The sequence below is a fragment of the Mesorhizobium sp. M7A.F.Ca.MR.148.00.0.0 genome (genome assembly GCF_003997735.1).
GTDB lineage: Bacteria > Pseudomonadota > Alphaproteobacteria > Rhizobiales > Rhizobiaceae > Mesorhizobium.
Map to the genome: position 1 here is coordinate 1 of NZ_RZTB01000124.1, position 16334 is coordinate 16334.

The 16334-nt window shown below is 62.8% G+C and carries 13 protein-coding genes and 2 tRNA genes; 2 read left to right on the plus strand and 13 right to left on the minus strand.

Annotated features, from left to right (window positions below; translation table 11 throughout):
• Positions 1-172: 172 nt before the first annotated feature.
• The 3 genes from EOB49_RS28480 to EOB49_RS28490 all read right to left on the minus strand — a co-directional run bounded on the left by EOB49_RS28480 (position 173) and on the right by EOB49_RS28490 (position 4054).
• Positions 173-1120, minus strand: a complete 948-nt coding sequence (locus tag EOB49_RS28480) for an ABC transporter permease (protein WP_127382935.1) — start codon at positions 1118-1120, stop codon at positions 173-175.
• Positions 1121-1133: 13 nt separating this feature from the next.
• Positions 1134-2612, minus strand: a complete 1479-nt coding sequence (locus EOB49_RS28485) for an ABC transporter substrate-binding protein (protein WP_127382936.1) — start codon at positions 2610-2612, stop codon at positions 1134-1136.
• 161 nt (positions 2613-2773) lie between these two features.
• On the minus strand, positions 2774-4054 hold the full coding sequence (locus EOB49_RS28490) for an acetylornithine deacetylase/succinyl-diaminopimelate desuccinylase family protein (protein WP_127382937.1): 1281 nt from the start codon (positions 4052-4054) through the stop codon (positions 2774-2776).
• 222 nt (positions 4055-4276) lie between these two features.
• Here EOB49_RS28490 and EOB49_RS28495 point away from each other — a divergent pair, with 222 nt between their 5' ends.
• The gene (locus EOB49_RS28495; RefSeq protein ID WP_023812266.1) at positions 4277-4705 is read left to right on the plus strand and encodes a L,D-transpeptidase; all 429 of its coding nucleotides are present in this window, start codon (positions 4277-4279) and stop codon (positions 4703-4705) included.
• 63 nt (positions 4706-4768) lie between these two features.
• Here the strand turns inward: EOB49_RS28495 and EOB49_RS28500 are convergent, their stop codons facing one another.
• The 10 genes from EOB49_RS28500 to EOB49_RS28545 form a co-directional block, all read right to left on the minus strand.
• Complete coding sequence (locus tag EOB49_RS28500; RefSeq protein ID WP_164781838.1) at positions 4769-5752, minus strand: lipid A biosynthesis lauroyl acyltransferase; 984 nt, start codon at positions 5750-5752, stop codon at positions 4769-4771.
• A 13-nt stretch (positions 5753-5765) separates the two neighbouring features.
• Positions 5766-6794 carry a zinc-binding dehydrogenase gene (locus tag EOB49_RS28505; protein WP_127269349.1) on the minus strand — a complete coding sequence of 343 codons (1029 nt, stop codon included), beginning with the start codon at positions 6792-6794 and terminating at the stop codon, positions 5766-5768.
• 37 nt (positions 6795-6831) lie between these two features.
• Positions 6832-8103: a beta-ketoacyl-ACP synthase gene (locus EOB49_RS28510; protein WP_027039033.1), complete on the minus strand. Its 1272-nt coding sequence runs from the start codon at positions 8101-8103 to the stop codon at positions 6832-6834.
• Positions 8104-8154: 51 nt separating this feature from the next.
• The gene (locus tag EOB49_RS28515; RefSeq protein WP_127382939.1) at positions 8155-9345 is read right to left on the minus strand and encodes a beta-ketoacyl-ACP synthase; all 1191 of its coding nucleotides are present in this window, start codon (positions 9343-9345) and stop codon (positions 8155-8157) included.
• A gap of 56 nt (positions 9346-9401) precedes the next feature.
• Positions 9402-9683, minus strand: coding sequence for an acyl carrier protein (locus EOB49_RS28520; RefSeq protein WP_010909964.1), 282 nt, complete (start codon positions 9681-9683; stop codon positions 9402-9404).
• 233 nt (positions 9684-9916) lie between these two features.
• A complete protein-coding gene (locus EOB49_RS28525) occupies positions 9917-11059 on the minus strand; it encodes a slipin family protein (protein WP_023812260.1) in 1143 nt (380 codons plus the stop codon).
• 352 nt (positions 11060-11411) lie between these two features.
• Positions 11412-11481: transfer RNA gene (locus EOB49_RS28530), tRNA-Asn, on the minus strand.
• Positions 11482-11483: 2 nt separating this feature from the next.
• Positions 11484-11557 (minus strand) — tRNA-OTHER (locus EOB49_RS28535).
• Positions 11558-11785: 228 nt separating this feature from the next.
• Complete coding sequence (locus tag EOB49_RS28540) at positions 11786-12334, minus strand: histidine phosphatase family protein (RefSeq protein WP_127321366.1); 549 nt, start codon at positions 12332-12334, stop codon at positions 11786-11788.
• Positions 12335-12437: 103 nt separating this feature from the next.
• Positions 12438-15458, minus strand: a complete 3021-nt coding sequence (locus tag EOB49_RS28545) for a caspase domain-containing protein (RefSeq protein WP_127382940.1) — start codon at positions 15456-15458, stop codon at positions 12438-12440.
• Positions 15459-15588: 130 nt separating this feature from the next.
• Here EOB49_RS28545 and EOB49_RS28550 point away from each other — a divergent pair.
• On the plus strand, positions 15589-16334 hold a 746-nt coding region (locus tag EOB49_RS28550), incomplete at its 3' end, for an AEC family transporter (protein ID WP_164781837.1).

The following is a 16334-nucleotide window of genomic DNA, read 5'->3' on the forward strand; positions in this document are numbered from 1 at the left end:
GTCTTGTCCGATATCACCAGTTTGGTGACGTCGTAGGGCGTCCAGCCATAAGAGACTACAGCCATTGCCAGGATCAGCAGCGTGATGACGAAACCGGCCACGAAGGCGGTATTCCTGAACGCCTTGCCCAGGATGTTGCCAAACGTCTCTTCTGACATCTCGATTTGCAGCGTCATTGCCGGCTTCTCAAGCGCGGATCGACAACCGCATAGGAAAGGTCGACGAGGAGGTTGACGGCGATGACGGCGGCGACCAGCAGCATGACGACGCTTTCGACGACGATCAGATCGCGCTGGGTGATGGCCTGGAACACCAGCCTGCCGAGGCCGGGCAGGTAAAAGACATTCTCGATGATGATGGTGCCGGCAAGCAGGAAGGCAAACTGCAGGCCCAGAATGGTCAGCACCGGGATCATGGCGTTGCGCAGTGCATGCCGCCACAAGACTGCGCGATAGGGCAGGCCCTTGGCGCGGGCGGTGCGGATATAGTCCTCGTTCAGCACCTCGATCAGCGCCGAGCGGGTAACGCGCGCCAGGATCGCGGCTTGCGGCAAGGCAAGTGCGACCGCCGGCAGCAGCAGCGATTTCAAGGCTGGCCAGATGCCAGCACTCCAGCCGGGAAACCCACCGGCCGGGACCAGCCGCAGCCAGACGGCGAAAACATAGATCAGCATCAGCGCGAACCAGAAATTGGGCACGGCGACGCCAAGCTGTGCGGCGCCCATCGAAATCGTATCACCGGCGCGTCCACGCCGGCTGGCGGAAAACAGGCCAACGGGAATCGCGATGATGGTGGAGAGCGCAAGCGCAATCAGCGCCAGCGGCAGCGAGACGGCAAGCCGCTCGCGCACCAGATCGATGACCGGCACCGAATAGGTGTAGGAGCGGCCGAAATCGAGACTGAGCAGGCCGCCGGCCCATTGCAGGTAGCGCAAGGCCAGCGGCGCGTTGAGGCCCATCTGGTTGCGCAGCAGCTCGACCTGATCGGCGCTGGCATTCATGCCCAGCATCAGCCGCGCCGGATCGCCGGGCAGGATCTCCAGGACGGCGAACACCACCATGGAAGCCAGCACCAGCGTGGCGAGCGCGACGGCGAAGCGTTTTAGGAGGTAGGCGGTCATGGAAGGTGGGGGATCACTCGCTCCACTTCACCTTGGTCAAATCATTGGCCTGGATCGGGGCGTTTTCCCACAGGCCTTCCAGCTTGGCGTCCCAGACGCCGACCTTCGGCAATTCGTAGAGGAATCCGACCACGGCGTCGTCGGCCAGGATCTTCTGTGCCTGCCCCAGCAATTCCTTGCGCTTGGCTTCGTCGGAGGTGACGCCGAGATCGGCAATCACCTTGTCGAAGGCCGGGTTGTCGTAGTTGAAGTAATAGTCCTTGCGCGAATAGATATCGATGTCGTTGGGCTCGGTGTGGGAGACGATGGTCAGGTCGTAATCCTTCTTGGTGAACACCTGATCCAGCCACTGCGCCCATTCGACCGGGATGATCTCCAGATCGATGCCGACGTCGCGAAGTTGTGAGGCTATGATTTCGCCACCGAGGCGGGCATAGGCGGGCGGCGGCAGTTTCAGCGTCGCCTTGAAGCCGTTTTCGAGGCCTGCCTCTTTCAGCAATTCCTTGGCCTTGGCGACATCATGCTGGTAGCGGCCGGTGAGGTCGACATAATCCTTGCTGGCCGGCGACATGTGCGAGCCGATCGGCTGGCCGAGGCCGGCCGAGGCGCCGTCGATGATCGCCTTGCGATCGAGCGCGTAGGAGATCGCCTGCCTCACCTGCAACTTGTCGAAAGGAGGCTTCTTGTTGTTGATCGACAGGATGGTCTCACCCTCGGTCGAGCCGATCACCACCTTGAAGCGCGGATCGTCCTTGACCTGCGCGAGGCTGTCGGCATCGAAGAACGGGAAAGCCTGGATGTCGCCGGAAAGCAGGGCCGGCACATAGGCCGCGGCATCGGGCACGATGCGGAATTCGGCCTTGTCGAGGGACGCCGGTGTGCCCCAGTAATTGTCCGATTTGACCAGCGTGATCGACGATCCCTTGGCCCAGCTCTGGAACTTGAACGGGCCGGTGCCGATCGGTTTCTCCTTGTTGGTCTCTGCCGATTCCGGCGCCACGATCACCGCGTCACCCCAGCCCATATTGTAGAGGAAGGATCCCTGCGGGTTCTTCAGCGTTACTTTGACGGTCGCCGGATCGACGACGTCTATCGTATCGATGGCCGCGAATAGGCCCTTTTGCGCGTTGACCGAATTTTCGGCGCGGGCTCGATCGAGCGAGAATTTCACGTCGCCGGCATCGAAGTCGGTGCCGTCATGGAATTTCACGCCGGTGTGCAGCTTGAAGGTGTAGACCTTTCCATCATCGGAAATGGTCCAGCTTTCGGCCAGATCTGGCAGCACCTCGCCAGTGGGCCCGATGCGTGTCAGGCCCTCGAACACATTGGCATATAGAACCTCGTCGATTGCCGCGGCGGCACCTGCGGTCGGATCGAGATGCGGGGGTTCGAGCGGAATGCCGATGACCAGGTCGGTCCGCGCGGCAAACGCGGAAGCGCCGGCGGCCAGCGACAGCACCGCGGCCGCCAGGATGGTTTTCCACAGTTTCATCGTGCGACTCCCCATGCGTTTCAGACACGTGCTCGAACCCGGGCGATAGAAGCGTGATTTCGCCACGGAGTAAATTGCGTTTCGTTCTGCCCGTTGGCGTGGCCGGGAATGTTTTTGTCCTGGCCACCGCATCGGCAGGTCGAAGCTTGTCGCGGTGCGCCTTACCCCGCGGCTGTGCCGCGCAGCAGCACATTGAGCCCTATCGCCATCACCTTGGCCGATTCTACCATGTCCGATATCCCGACCCATTCGTCCGGCCGGTGGGCGAGGTCGAGAATGCCCGGCCCATAGGCGATGCAATCATAGATATGGCCGATGCGCGCAATGTGCTTCTGGTCGTAGGTGCCGGGCGAAATGACATAGTCGGGTTCGCGGTCGAAGATCGCCATGATGCCTTGCGCAACCGCCTTGACCACCGGGGCGTCGCGCTCGGTCATCAGCGGCAGCACTTCCATCAGGTCGCGGATTTCGTAGTCGAATTTTGTCCGCTCGCGCTTTAGCCGGTCGAGAATACCGGTCACTTCGCCTTTGACGGTGTCGAGATCTTCCTCGAGGAGGAAGCGACGGTCGATGGTCAGCCGGCAGGAGTCGGGCACGTTGGGCGACGGCAGGCCGGGCCGGAAGTCCTCGGTCTGGCCGCCATGGATCGAATTGATGTTCATGGTCGAGCGTTTAGCCCCTTCGGGCACGACCGGCATGCGCGTCATCTTGCGGTCAAGCGCAGGGAACAGCTCGTCCTCGAAAGCCCTCAGCACGGCGCCCATGTGGCGCACCGCATTGTCGCCGAGAAACGGCATCGAGCCGTGCGCGATCTCGCCCTTGGTCTCGATCTCCGCCCACCAGACGCCGCGATGCCCGAGGCAGATGCGGTCCTTGTTGAGCGGCTCGGGAATGATGACGTGGTCGACCCTGGGTTTTGAGAAATAGCCGAGTCTGGCCAGATGGGCGACGCCGCCGAAGCCGCCGGACTCCTCGTCGACGGTGCCGGATATTTCGATGGCGCCGGGAAAGTCGGGGAAGACTTCCAGGAAGGCTTCGGCTGCGATGATCGAGGCGGCCAGTCCGCCCTTCATGTCGCAGGCCCCGCGACCATAGACCTTGCCGTCTTTGACGATGCCGGCAAAAGGATCGACGGTCCAGCCGTCGCCGGCTTCGACCACGTCGATATGCGAGTTGAAGTGGACGCAGGCGCCTGACGATCTTCCGTCGAAACGGGCAACGACATTGACGCGCGGGTAGCGGTCGGTGTCGCCGGGCGTGCCTTCGGCGCGGATGAATTCGGTCTCGAAACCACTCTTCTTCAGCCGCCCGCCGAGATATTCGGCGCATGGCCGATAGGCCTCGCCGGGTGGATTGATGGTCGGAAACCGGATCAGCTCAGTAGTCAGCGCGACGACATCGTCGCGACGATCATCGATTGCCTGGAGGAGTCGCTCGTTCATGCGCGGAGTTGAGCAGCGATCTCGGCAGTTTTGCAAGCCCGTTGGTGATCGAGCCCGTGCGGCGTGTCGTTGCGGCAACTATCGCGGGAAATCGTTCAAATTCTCTGCTTTGGATTGGCAAATTGGTCAAGGAGTGTGTGTTAGCCCGTTCATCTGCCATTAAAAAGATGAAAAACAATTTGAGGGCAGACAGGTTAGGGGCAATCAAAGGGGTTTGATCGCATGAAAAAGACAGTTCTCATGGCAGCCGTGTTTGTTGCGATGCTGTTCGGTGCTTCGGGGCAGGGCTGGGCAGCCAGCCTCGTTGCAAATATTGACGTGTCGTCGCAGACGATGACCGTCAGATATGGCGCGTCGGTTTACCGGTGGAGCGTCTCCACCGCGCGCAAAGGTTACATTACGCCGCGCGGCAGCTATCGGCCGCAACGGACTGCGCGGATGTGGTATTCGCGCAAATACGACATGTCGCCGATGCCTCATTCGGTGTTCTTCCGCGGCGGCTATGCCATTCACGGCACCGGCGCGGTGAGGCAACTCGGGCGTCCGGCATCGCATGGCTGTGTGCGCTTGCACCCGACCAACGCCGCCGCCTTCTATGCGATGGTTCGGCAAGCCGGTTTCGGCAACACGCGCATTGTCGTCACCAACTGAAGAGATTCAGGTTCGCCGTTGTGTCGGCTGGCGCAGGGCTAACACCCTCGCCAGCAGTTCTGTTTAAGCGTTTGGGGTCGCTTTTGCCTGCGAGGGCCGCTTTCGACGCCCGCCGCTGATCTCCCACCTTTTGTGGAACCACATCCACTGGCCGGGATCTTCTCGCACCCAGCGTTCGACGACATCGTTGAGACGCTGGGTGGTGGCGTGGACATCGACGCTGCCGTCAGCCGTGCGCGGCAATGTCAGCTTGTCCTCGATTTCGAGCCTGAAGCGGTTGCCTGGCAGCCTGATGCAGCGCGCCGGATAGACGTCGCAGTCATAGTGACGGGCAAGGGTGGCCAGCACCCGATTGCTCTGGCACGGACGGCCGAAGAATGTCGTCTCCAGTCCGTTGGAGAATTTCTGGTCGACAAGGATGCCGATGTTGCCGCCGTTCTCCAGGACCCCGGCCAAGGCGAATGAGGCACCGGCCATCGATGGCAGCAACGAGCCCATGGTCGAGCGGCGCGTCGAGAGGATGTAGTCGGCAAGATAAGGATTGTTGGGTGGGCGAAACAGCGCCGTGATGTTCATGCCGAAGGTCGCCGCCGCCACCGGCAGAAGTTCGAAATTGCCGAGATGGCCGGTAAAGACGATGTGCGGCTTCACTTCGCTGGCGATTTCGAGGAAGTGGTCCGCTCCTTTGACCTCGATGCGGCCGGCCTTGATCGCTGTAGGGTCATAGTCGAAGAGGGCGTCGAGAAAGATGTATTCCGCGGCGAGACGGGCCATGTTGCCCCACATGTCGGAGGCGATCGCCTGGATCTCGGCTTCGCCCTTTTCCGGATAGGCCTTGCGCAGATTGTCGACGGCGACCTGATGGCGTCCCACCCGGGGGCCGACCATGCGTGCGGCGCGGTCGGCGAAATTCAACGCACTGTCGGCCGGCAGCAGGCGCAGGACCGAGATGATCATCATTGCGGCGCGCGCCACCAGCCAGTAATTGAGCTGGCGCAGTTGCCTGCCGTAGCGAAATTTTAGATCCCGGCGGAACTTCTTGAACACAGAGGTCAAGGCTCTAGCCGACGCGCAGGATGATCTTGCCGAAAACGTCGCGGCCTTCCATGCGCTTCAGCGCGGCGTCGATACCGTCGAAGCCGACTTCGGTGTCGATGACGGGTGCGACCTGTCCCGCCGCCATTTTCTGCATGGCGTTGGCCATGTTTTCCATGCGGCAGCCAAACGAGCCAAGCAGTTTCAATTGCTGCTGGAACAGCTGCATCAGATTGATCTGCGTCGACACGCCGGAAGTCGAACCGCAGGTCACCAGGCGGCCGCCGCGCTTCAGGCACAGCATCGAGGCGGCAAAAGTGTCGGCGCCGACATGTTCGAAGACGACATCGACGCCCTTCTTCTTGGTCAGCTTGCGCACGACGCCCTCGAAACGGTCGTCGCGGTAGTTGATGACATGGTCGGCGCCGAGCGCCTTGGCCTTGTCGATCTTGTCGTTGGAGCCGACCGTGGTGATGATGGTGCAGCCCATCCGCTTGGCCAGCTGGATGGCCGCAGAGCCGATGCCGGATCCGCCGGCATGGATAAGGATCGTCTCGCCGGGCTGTAGCCTGGCGTTGTCGAACAGCATGTGCTCGACCGTGCCGAAGGTGACGGGCGCGACCGCCGCGCCGATGTCGGTCACGCCGGGCGGGGCAGGGACCAGCAGGCGAGCCGGCAGATTGATCTTCTCTTGCGCGAAACCGTCGAGATGGAAACCGTGCACACCCGAAACATGTTCACAGAGATTGTCGCGGCCTTCGCGGCAGGCTCGGCAGAGGCCGCAGGTGCGCGCGCCGTAGATCGATACCAATTGTCCGGGCAGCAGGCTGGAAACGCCGGAGCCTACCGCCTCGACCTCGCCCGAGGCTTCGGCGCCGACGACCAGAGGCAGCTTGCGCTTGGCGAAGGCCATGCCGCGCCAGCCCCAGACGTCGATATGGTTCAGCGCCACCGCCTTGATGCGCAGCGTGACTTCGCCAAGTGCCGGCGGTGGGGGAGGCGGCAGGTCCACCGTTTCAAGACGGCGGTCCTCGATAAGTTGCAATGCGCGCATTGGGCCTGTCGGTTTCGGTCTGGCTGAAAAAGGTCGCTTAGACCGGTTCCCGCGCCATGACAAGGCAAGTGTTCTGGCCGCCGAAGCCGAAGGAGTTCGACAGAACGGTGCGGACCTCGGCATTGCGCTTCTTGTTCGGCACCACGTCGAGCACGATCGCGGGGTCGGGATTGTCATAGTTGATGGTCGGCGGAATGACGCTTTCGCGCATCGTCATCAGCGAGAACGCCGCCTCGACGGCGCCCGCCGCCGACAGCGTGTGGCCGATCATCGATTTGTTCGACGAGACCGGCATCGAGCCGATCCGCTCGCCGAACACCGTCGACAGCGACAGATGCTCCATCTTGTCGTTTTCCGGCGTCGAGGTGCCGTGGGCGTTAACGTAGTCGATCTCGTCCTGGCTCAAGCCGGCATCGGCTAGCACAGCACGAACCGCCGCGATCGCCGGCGAAGCGTCCGGCTTCGAGCGGGTGCGGTGGAAATCGTCCGCCTTTTCGCCGCAGCCGCGCAGGATGCCAAGAATCGTGGCGCCGCGCGCGAGTGCGGTTTCCAGTGATTCCAGCACTAGCGCGCCCGAACCCTCGGCGAGGACAAAGCCGTCGCGGTCCTTGGAGAAAGGTTTTGACGCCTTTTCGGGAATGTCGTTGTGGGTCGACAGCGCTGACAGCAGCGAAAAGCGGATCAGCGCCTCGGCGGTCGCCGAACCGTCGGCGCCGATCGACAGCGCGCGGTCGCATTCGCCGCGGCGGATCGCCTCGACGCCGAGCTGGATGGCGGTGGCGCCGGAAGCGCAGGCGGTCGACAGCGTGATCGGCAGCCCGCGGGTGCCGAAACGGTCGGCAAGCCGGCCGGCGATCGAGCCGAACTGCGTGGTCTCGAAAAAGTCGAGTTCTTTCAATCCGCGCGCCACCCGCAGCAGCCGTTCGCCGCCGGAGTCCAAATCATTGGAATTGTAGAGCGCGAAGCGGTCGTGCCAGTCGAGTTCGACCGGCGGTGAAGCGAGGAAGAGAGGACCACCAAAATCACCGGAATCGAGGCCGGACTCGGCCACGGCCTCACGCGCGGCGGTTTCCGCCAGTTCATAGGTGAGATGGCTGGAGCCCTTCGAGCTCGACGGCAGGAAGTCGACCATGCCGGAGATGCGGGTGTTGAGATGATCGACCGGAAAACGGGTAATCGGATGGATGCCCGACTTGCCCGAGGTCAGCGCCGCCCAATTATCGGCCTTGCCGACGCCAAGCGAGGTCACCACGCCGATGCCGGTGACGGCAACGATCGGCCTGCCCATATGATCGTTCAGATTGGCCATGCGGTAGCCCTCGATCGTCTATCGTTGCGGCATGGATCGTGGACCACCGCATCAGGCGGCGTTGACGAGCGCCATGCCCTCGAATTGGTGATAGCCGATCGCCGTTGCAAGGACGGTTGCGGGAACCCCTTCGAACGGCTTCTCGGCTGCGGCATCAAAAACAGGGTAGGCGGCCTTGCGATCGACGGCCAGCGCCGCCAGTGCCACAGCGAAGGGAAACTGTGCTTCCTTCATGTGTCCGGTCAGGGTCGAGAAACCGCGCGCGGCAATCGCCGGATTGGCGTCGAGCGCGGCTTTCTCGGCGATGGTTGCCGTATGGGCGCCCGACGCGCCCGACATGGCCAGCAATTTGCCGTTCGGCATTGCAGCCTGCTTGAGCAGGGCGGCGATCTGGGCGTCGAGTTCTCCCCGTGGGCGCCTGGCGCGGCCGGAGACGACCGGCCCAAGCTCGGCATAGATCTTGCGGCCGCGGCTTGTCGCGTGTTCGCGCTGCTCCAGCACCAGGAAGGCACCGCCGGATCCAGTCACGACGCCGCCGCCCTCAGCGCCCTGTCTTTGCCAGACCGGCTTCCATGGGCCGCGATGCAGATAGCCGGCGAGTTCATAGCCGAGCAGCATGTCGGAATGTTCGGTCTGGAAGGCGCCGCCGACCAGGATGTGCGTCGACTGGCCGGAGCGGATGCGCGCGGCTGCTGTCTCGACGGCGGCGACGCCGGCTCCTTCCTCGCCCATGAAGGTTCTGGATGAACCGGTCACCTTGTGGACGATGGAGATGTTGCCGGCGAGCAGATTGGAAAGCTGCGCCAGGAACAGTGTCGGCCGCAATTCGGTGGTCAATTTCTCGTTGATCAGCACATCGCGGTCGTTGCGGCTTTCCGAAGCGGCGAGAATGGCGGCATCGACCGCCTCGTCGCGTTCGCCGCCGCCCGCGGCCACGACCATGTCCATGGTCGTGCAGAGTTCGTCATTGCCCTTGATGCCGGCGTCGTCCAGCGCCAGGCCTGCGGCATAGGTGCCGAGCCTCTGCCAGGTTTCCATCTGGCGCTGATCGCCACGTTTGGCGATCTGCAGGTTCCAGTCGATCTCCGGCAATGGATGAACGGTATAGGGTGCAAAGCGCGCCGCTTCGAGCACCGGTTCCAGCCCCGGCTGCACGAGCTTTTGCCAATGGGCGTCCGGACCTTCCCCCAGCGAGGAGACAAGGCCGATACCTGATATGACGACGTCGCGGGGGCTGCTCATGTGCGGCTTTGTGGGTCAGGCGGCAGAGCGCGTCAAGATCGAACGCTCAACCGATGTCAGGCGGTCTTGGCGGCAACCAGCGCGTCGATCTTGGCGCACAGGTTCTTCATGACGAAGTAATCGTCGGTCGAAGCCTTGCCGTCATTGACCTCCTGGGTCCACTTTTCCAGTGGCACCTTGATGCCGAATTCCTTGTCGATGGCAAAGACGATGTCGAGGAAATCGAGGCTGTCGATGCCGAGATCGTCGATCGTGTGGCTCTCGGGCGTAATCGTGTCGATATCGATCTCGCTGGTGTCGGCAATGATCTTGGCGACTTTGTCGAACGTGGTGGACAAGGGCTTTTCCTTCGGTTGCGGGCGGAATCTGTCCGCATCTTGTTTGGGCGCTGTCTAATCGGTTTTTCCCGGCAGGAAAAGGCCTGATGCGCCGGGCGCAGATGGGTAGGGCATCCAGGAAACGCAAGAAGGGCCGCCGGTTTACCCGGCGGCCCCTTCTGTTGACGTCACGTCAGCCTTTGTTTCGATGCAGGTCGTTTTTCCAAAACCGGAACCACTTTGGGCGAGATGCATCAGCTGTCGCGGAGCTTGACCAGATCGTTCAGCAGCCCGCCGGTTCCGTTGTGGACGGTCAGCCGCTCGACCTTGCCGGCGATGGTTTCCAGAGCCTCGAGCTCCTTCAACCGCAGCATCACCGGGTTTTCCGCCATCACCCTGGCCGTGTTGAGGAGGGAACGCGTCGCGTTCGTCTCCTCGCGGCGACGGATGATGTTGGCCTCGGCCTGCTTTTCGGCCGACACCACCTGGTTGAGGATCTCGCGCATCTCGCCCGGCAGGATGACATCCTTGAGCGCGATATCGCTGACCTCCACCCCGATCTCGGCCATATCGGCGCGGACCTTGCCAGCGGCCTCCTCGTCGATCGTCACCTTCTTTTCAAGGATCTGATCGAGTGTCAGCGCGCCAAGGGTCTTGCGGAAGGCGTACTGCAGGGCGCGGTAGAGGGCTTCGGAGAAGTCCTTCACCATGCTGACCGCCTTGACAGGATCGACGACCCGGTATTCGGCCGCGATGTTGACGCGGATCGTCACGCGATCCTTGGTCAGCACTTCCTGCCCGGCAACGTCGAGCGACTGGCGCTTGAGGTCGACGACCTTGATCTGCACCATGCGTCCGACGTTCCAGAAGCCATGCACGCCCGCCGTCAGCGTCCTGACCAGAACACCGTCGATGAACAGCAGTCCGGCCTGACCGTCGACGACCGGATGGACGGACATCAATTCCGCCTTCCGGGCCTGGCCGAGCCGGCGCATGACCGCCGCATCGATGGCGAGATCGACTGATGTGTCGATCAGCGTCACCTTCCACGGGCCGGCATCCGTCCACAGCACCAGCTTGCGGTCCGGCGCCAGCACGGCGTGCAGATTGCCGTCACGCTCGATGATGGCGACATCCGTGCGCCCGGTGCGAACGACGGTGAAATGACGCGCGGCTACATCCGGGAGCTTGTCGAACAACGCCTTCTCGTATGCCGAAACGAATTCCGGGTTCTTCAGATCGTGCCGGGACACTTCGAGGCTGCCGCGCCGGTTGGCGAGCCAGTGCTCGCCCGGCAGCAGGACAGTCTTGATTTCCCCCTTGTGGAGGGTGAGGGCACGTTCGTTTTCCTTTACGAGGACGCGCTCGCGCCCAAGAACCTTGTCGAGAATTGTCATTGTCTTACTCCTGTCGGGCATGGCCCCATGCGAGGCGTCAAGTCATGCGTCGATCGTTCCTTTCGTTTCTCGTTTCACGTCGTCTCTTGCGTCATAGCCCGGGCACGAATGATCCGGGGACTGGTGGCATCAATCCGTGGCGGGCCTTCGGGAGCGGATCGCGGGGCAGTGAAGCGGGCGCCGGAGGCCTTGGCCTCCCTTGCCGGCGACGCTGCGCCTTGATCGTCACCGCGGGCCTGGCCGCGAGCCGATGGCGAAAGACGCTTGGGATGATCCGCGCCCGAGGGCTTGGGCCATCCGTCCAGTCTTTCGCATTCCAGTCCCCGGACCGTTTTTCGGATGGCTTTTCAGGCCAATGGAGAAGGAATCGAACCTTCGACAGTCAGATTAACAATCTGATGCTCTAACCAAACTGAGCTATCCGTGGTGCAGATGAAGGGAATTGAACCCCCGACCTCCGGACCCAAATCCGGCGCTCTCCCGCTGAGCTACATCCGCGATCCCAATCCCAAAGCAGCGCCGTATACAGGGCGGCAAAGCCGCCTGCACGGGCGGAGGCGAAAGCTCCAACCGTTGTGCTCACTTCGGTTCTCGTGACCGGGAGCGCGCCTATAGCCCCTGCGACGGGTTGTCGCAAGCGGCATTGTCGTGGCGGATTTGCGGCTTCTTGCGGCGGTGGCATTTAGGCAACACCGCTTTCGACGTCAGCGATCGCGCGCAGGGCGCTCAGAAGGTGACGCGGCCGAGCACGCGCAGGCCATCGCCCTGCGGCTCCACGACCACGGCCTCGCCTTCGCGCGGTGAGATGCCGGTCAGCGCCACGATGTCTTCCAGATGGGTAACCATGACCAGATTGTCGGAGCCGGAATAGGCGCGGATTTCTTTGAGGATCGCGGCGATCTGCGCGGTTTTCTGCGCCTCGTCGCCCTTCAGGAGATCGAGCGGCGCAAACAGCTCCGGCTCGGCCTCGAAGGCGATGCGGGCAGTGTCGAGGCAGCGGCAATAGCGGCTGGACAACACGCGCTCGATCGGTGCCGCACGGGCGGCAAACAGAGCGCCGATCTTGCTCGCCTGTTGCTTGCCACGCGCCGACAGGTTCATCTGGGTGGCGCAACTGTCGATGTCGAAATTGGCCGGGTCGGTGGTGCCGGTGACCATGGCATGGCGCAGCAGCACGACATGTCCGCCATCGCGCAGCAGCGCCCAGCCTGCATCCGTGGCGTGGGCTACGCCGGGAATAAGAAACAGGAACAACGCCAAGGCAAATCGAATCATCCGCTATCCTTCTCCGGTTCCCGGCAATGGGTTCCGGTGACGGGACATATAGGGACGGTAAAGCCAGCCGAAAGACAAGGCGCGGTCGGCGGGATGCGTAGACCTACTTCTTCGCCATCTGCTTCTTCACCAGATCGATCTTCTGGTCGGTGAGCGGGATGGGGATCGTGTAGCCGGCTTCGGTAAAGCCCTGCTTGGCGTTCTCGAAGAATTCGATCGCCTTTTGATATTCGGCCTTGCCCCCGCCATAGCTGGCCCGATTCCAGCTGACGTCACCGAGATTGTTCTGCGAGAAGGCCCATTGCATAGGCAGGCTTTCCCTGGTGAATACCTTCAGCGTGGCCGCGAAGGCGGCCTCGGCATCACCGAGATATTTGTCGGTGCGTTCGAGATTGCCGAGGTTGAGCAGGCTCATGCCGATGCCGTTCTGGGCGTTGGCCCAGTCGACCGGTGCCGCGTCGACGGTGAGTACTTCGAGGGCTGCCCGGCGGGCCGCTATGGACTCAAGCAGGGTCCTGGAGTCGGCATTGCTCATGCTCAGCCAGTGCAGCGTCGAGCCGAGGCCGGCCTGGGCCAGCGCCCATTGGCGGGGGTTCGTCTCGCGCTTGTACTCGCGCAACGCATCGCGGTAGGCGGCAATGGCTTCACCATAATGTTCCGGCTTGTCGGTGACGCCGCCGAGGAGCTGCAGCGTGTTACCGAGATTGTAGTGGCTCATTGCCCAATCGCGAGGGAACTTTCGTCTGACATAGACCTGCCGGGCTGCCCGGAAGGCGCTCGCCGACTGCTCCAGCTTGGCCGCGTCGCGGGTGCGCTGGCCAAGCGTCTGGTAGATCGAACCGAGATTGTTCTGCGCCGACGCCCAGTCCATCGGGAAACGCTGCCGGGTAAAGACCGTCAGTGCGTCATCATAGGCGGCCGCGGCCTCTTCAAGCGCGCCGGTGCCCACATCGAAGCGGGCGACGCCGCTCAGCGCGTTGCCGAGGTTGAGCCTGCTGGTCGCCCATGAGACGGGGAAGGTCTCACGGGTTCGCACCTCGAGCGCGGCACGGAACGCGTCGGCCGCTTCGTTTATCTTCGCCTTGTCGTTGAGCTGAATGCCGAGCGACACCAGCGTGTTGCCGAGATTGTTCTCGACCATCGCCCATTCAACCGGCGCCTTTTCGCGTGTGTATTCCTCAAGCGCCAGCCGGTAGGCCGCCTCGGCTTGCGTCAGATGTTCGCCGGCGGCCTCGCGCTCGGAAAGCGCATAGAGTGCCAGGCCGAGATTGTTCTGCGAAGCGGCCCAGTCGAGCGGCACTTTCTCGCGCGGGCGTTTCTGGAGCGTCGCGCGCATCGCCACCACCGCCTCGTTCAGGCGCTTCGGGTCGCTCTCGCGCTCGCCGATCTTCAACAGCACATTGGCCAGATTGTTCTGCGCGGCGGCCCAGTTGAGGTCGTCCTTCTCGCGCTCGAACACGACAAGGGAATCGCGAAAGATCCGCGCTGCCTCTTCAAGGCGCGCGGTCTCCGTCTCGCGCTCGCCGATGGTCTGCAGCACCACCGCCATGTTGTTGCGGGTGATGGCCCAGTCGCGATTCTGTTCGCCATTGGGGATGAAGTTCAGGATGGTGCGATAGGCCTCAATGGCGTGCTGCAGCGCATCGAGGTCGCCGGTGGCGTAGCCGTAGGCGTTGAGCGCCTCGGCTTCCTGGTTCTTGTAGTTCCAGCGCAGCTTGTCGTCCCATTTTCCGGCCAGCGAAAACGCCTTGGCATAGTCGCCGGCAGCGGATTTGTAATCGAAGACCAGCCCCGAGGCATCGGCGCGCCTGGCATAGATCGCGGCGTCGGCAAGACGCTTCTGCTTGACGATATCCTCGGCTTGATCGACCGCATCGTTGGTCTGCTCGACCCGGCCGACCGCATCGTCGAGGAATTTGCGCGCCGTCACGATGGCGCCCTGGCCGATCGCCTTGTCGGCGGAAGCGACAAGCCGTTTGATCTCCGGATCGTCGGTGCGCAGTGCTGCACGCTCGGACATCATCTTCTTCAGGCGCTCGGCCTGGGCGTCGAGCACCTTTTGCAGGTCGGTCGGGTCTTCGGGGATCTTTTCCGTGCCGAGCGCCTTCAGCACGCCATAAAGCGCGTCGAGCGGCACGCCTTCCTGCAGCGAGGCCAGTTCCACCTGCGCCCGTTTCGGGTCGGGCAGGTCGGAAATCGTCAGCAGGAGCTGGCGCCTTTCGCCTGTGATCAGTCCGTCGTCGCCGGTCGGCTCCACTGGTGCGACGCCGAAATAGAGCAGCCGGCGCAGGCTTTCATTGATCCAGGGACGCTGCTTCGCTTTTGTGTCGAGATAGACCTCCTCGGTCACCATGCGCATGACCGAGCCGAATTCGGTGCCCTTCATCGCCGCGAGGTGGCGCAGCAGGGCGGACGCGTAAGGGCTGTTTTCGCCGGCGGCGCCATCAAGTGCAGGATGACCTGGTTCTGCGGCAAAGCCGACCACTGTACCCAGGCTCGCGTCGGCCGCCGGTGCATTGCCGAGCGCCTTGGCGCCGCGCACCGGCTCCAACCCGCCGGCGCCTATGGGCGAGGCGGAAGCGGTCGGTGAGCGCCGTACCATGGCATCCGCGGGGAATGGATTGGTGCGGCAGGCGTCGAGCAGCATGATCGTCACCGGCACTGTCTTTTTCAATGCCTCCATGACGGCCGATATCGGCACAAGGCTGGTGCCCGCATCCTTCAGCGACGGGACGTCGGCATCGACCGGAACCAGATAGTTTTCGCCGCCGGCCTCGATGCCATGACCGGAGTAGTAGATGAAGGCGACATCGGCGCCGTCGGCATCTTCGGTGAACCGCTCCAGGTCGCGCTTCAGCTTGGTGGCGTCGCGGTCGGTGACGCTGCGGGCGTCGAAGCCAAGGTCGGTCAGCATCTTGGCCATGTCGCGGGCGTCGTTGGCGGGGTTGGGCAGGGCGGCGATGTGCAGGTAATTCGACTGGCCGATGATCAGCGCCACGCCCTTAAGGCTTTTCGTCTCGGCAACTGCAAGCGCGGTCGCGGCAAGGCAAAGCAGTGCGGCGACGATAGCCGTCAGCCATGCCCGCCGCAAACGACTAAGGTTCGAGAGTCCGACAAAAGCCATTTGTCGTTCGTGTCCGCCCTGATGATCCAAACCCTCTATAACGCTGCCAGCCGATGATGATCAAATTCAGGCGCGATTGCGTCGCGGTCGTGGCTCGCCTATCACGGGAAATTCGCCCGTCACGGTAAAAATGTCTCCGCTCACCGAAACCGTCCTTTTCGTCTTCAGCCTTGTCGCGCTCGGCTATCTCGCCGGGTTTACCGGCTATTTGAAGCCAGCGAGCGGCGAGGGGATAGCCGATTTCGCGATCAGCGTGGCGATGCCGCTGCTGTTGTTCCAGACCATGGTGAATGCCGATTTCCACGGCGTGGCGCCCTGGTCGCTGTGGGGCGCCTATTTCGCGGCCGTGGCGATCACCTGGGCCGCCGGCCATCTCGTCACCACCCGTATCTTCGGCAGGGATGCCCGCGCCGGCGTCGTCGGCGGGGTTTCGTCCGCCTTTTCCAATATCGTGCTGCTCGGCGTTCCCTTCATTCTTGGCATATTCGGCCCGAGCGGATTCGAAGTGCTGTCGCTGCTGGTCTCCGTTCATCTGCCGATCATGCTGATGGCCTCGATCGTGCTGTTCGAAGTCTTCGGCCGCGGGAGCGGCGAACCCGTGCATCCCTTGCGCGTTATCCGGAGCTTCCTCAGGCGGCTTTTCATGAATCCGTTCATCATCGGCATTCTGGCAGGCCTTGCATGGCGCATCACGGGTGCGCCGCTGCCTGACGTCGCCATGCGCCTGGTTGATGCGCTGGCCGATACGGCCGGTCCGGTGGCGCTGTTTGCCATGGGGCTCAGCCTGCGCCGCTTCGGCATTTCGGGCAATGTCAGGCCGGCGTTGGTGCTTTCGGTGCTGAAGCTGTTCCTGATGCCGGCGCTGGTCCTGGTCTT

What these genes read in the sequence shown, in the direction of transcription:
- EOB49_RS28480 (WP_127382935.1), bottom strand. Translation starts at nt 1,120, where the DNA reads ATGACCGCCTACCTCCTAAAACGCTTCGCCGTCGCGCTCGCCACGCTG.
- EOB49_RS28485 (WP_127382936.1), bottom strand. Translation starts at nt 2,612, where the DNA reads ATGAAACTGTGGAAAACCATCCTGGCGGCCGCGGTGCTGTCGCTGGCC.
- EOB49_RS28490 (WP_127382937.1), bottom strand. Translation starts at nt 4,054, where the DNA reads ATGAACGAGCGACTCCTCCAGGCAATCGATGATCGTCGCGACGATGTC.
- EOB49_RS28495 (WP_023812266.1), top strand. Translation starts at nt 4,277, where the DNA reads ATGAAAAAGACAGTTCTCATGGCAGCCGTGTTTGTTGCGATGCTGTTC.
- EOB49_RS28505 (WP_127269349.1), bottom strand. Translation starts at nt 6,794, where the DNA reads ATGCGCGCATTGCAACTTATCGAGGACCGCCGTCTTGAAACGGTGGAC.
- EOB49_RS28510 (WP_027039033.1), bottom strand. Translation starts at nt 8,103, where the DNA reads ATGGCCAATCTGAACGATCATATGGGCAGGCCGATCGTTGCCGTCACC.
- EOB49_RS28515 (WP_127382939.1), bottom strand. Translation starts at nt 9,345, where the DNA reads ATGAGCAGCCCCCGCGACGTCGTCATATCAGGTATCGGCCTTGTCTCC.
- EOB49_RS28525 (WP_023812260.1), bottom strand. Translation starts at nt 11,059, where the DNA reads ATGACAATTCTCGACAAGGTTCTTGGGCGCGAGCGCGTCCTCGTAAAG.
- EOB49_RS28540 (WP_127321366.1), bottom strand. Translation starts at nt 12,334, where the DNA reads ATGATTCGATTTGCCTTGGCGTTGTTCCTGTTTCTTATTCCCGGCGTA.
- EOB49_RS28545 (WP_127382940.1), bottom strand. Translation starts at nt 15,458, where the DNA reads ATGGCTTTTGTCGGACTCTCGAACCTTAGTCGTTTGCGGCGGGCATGG.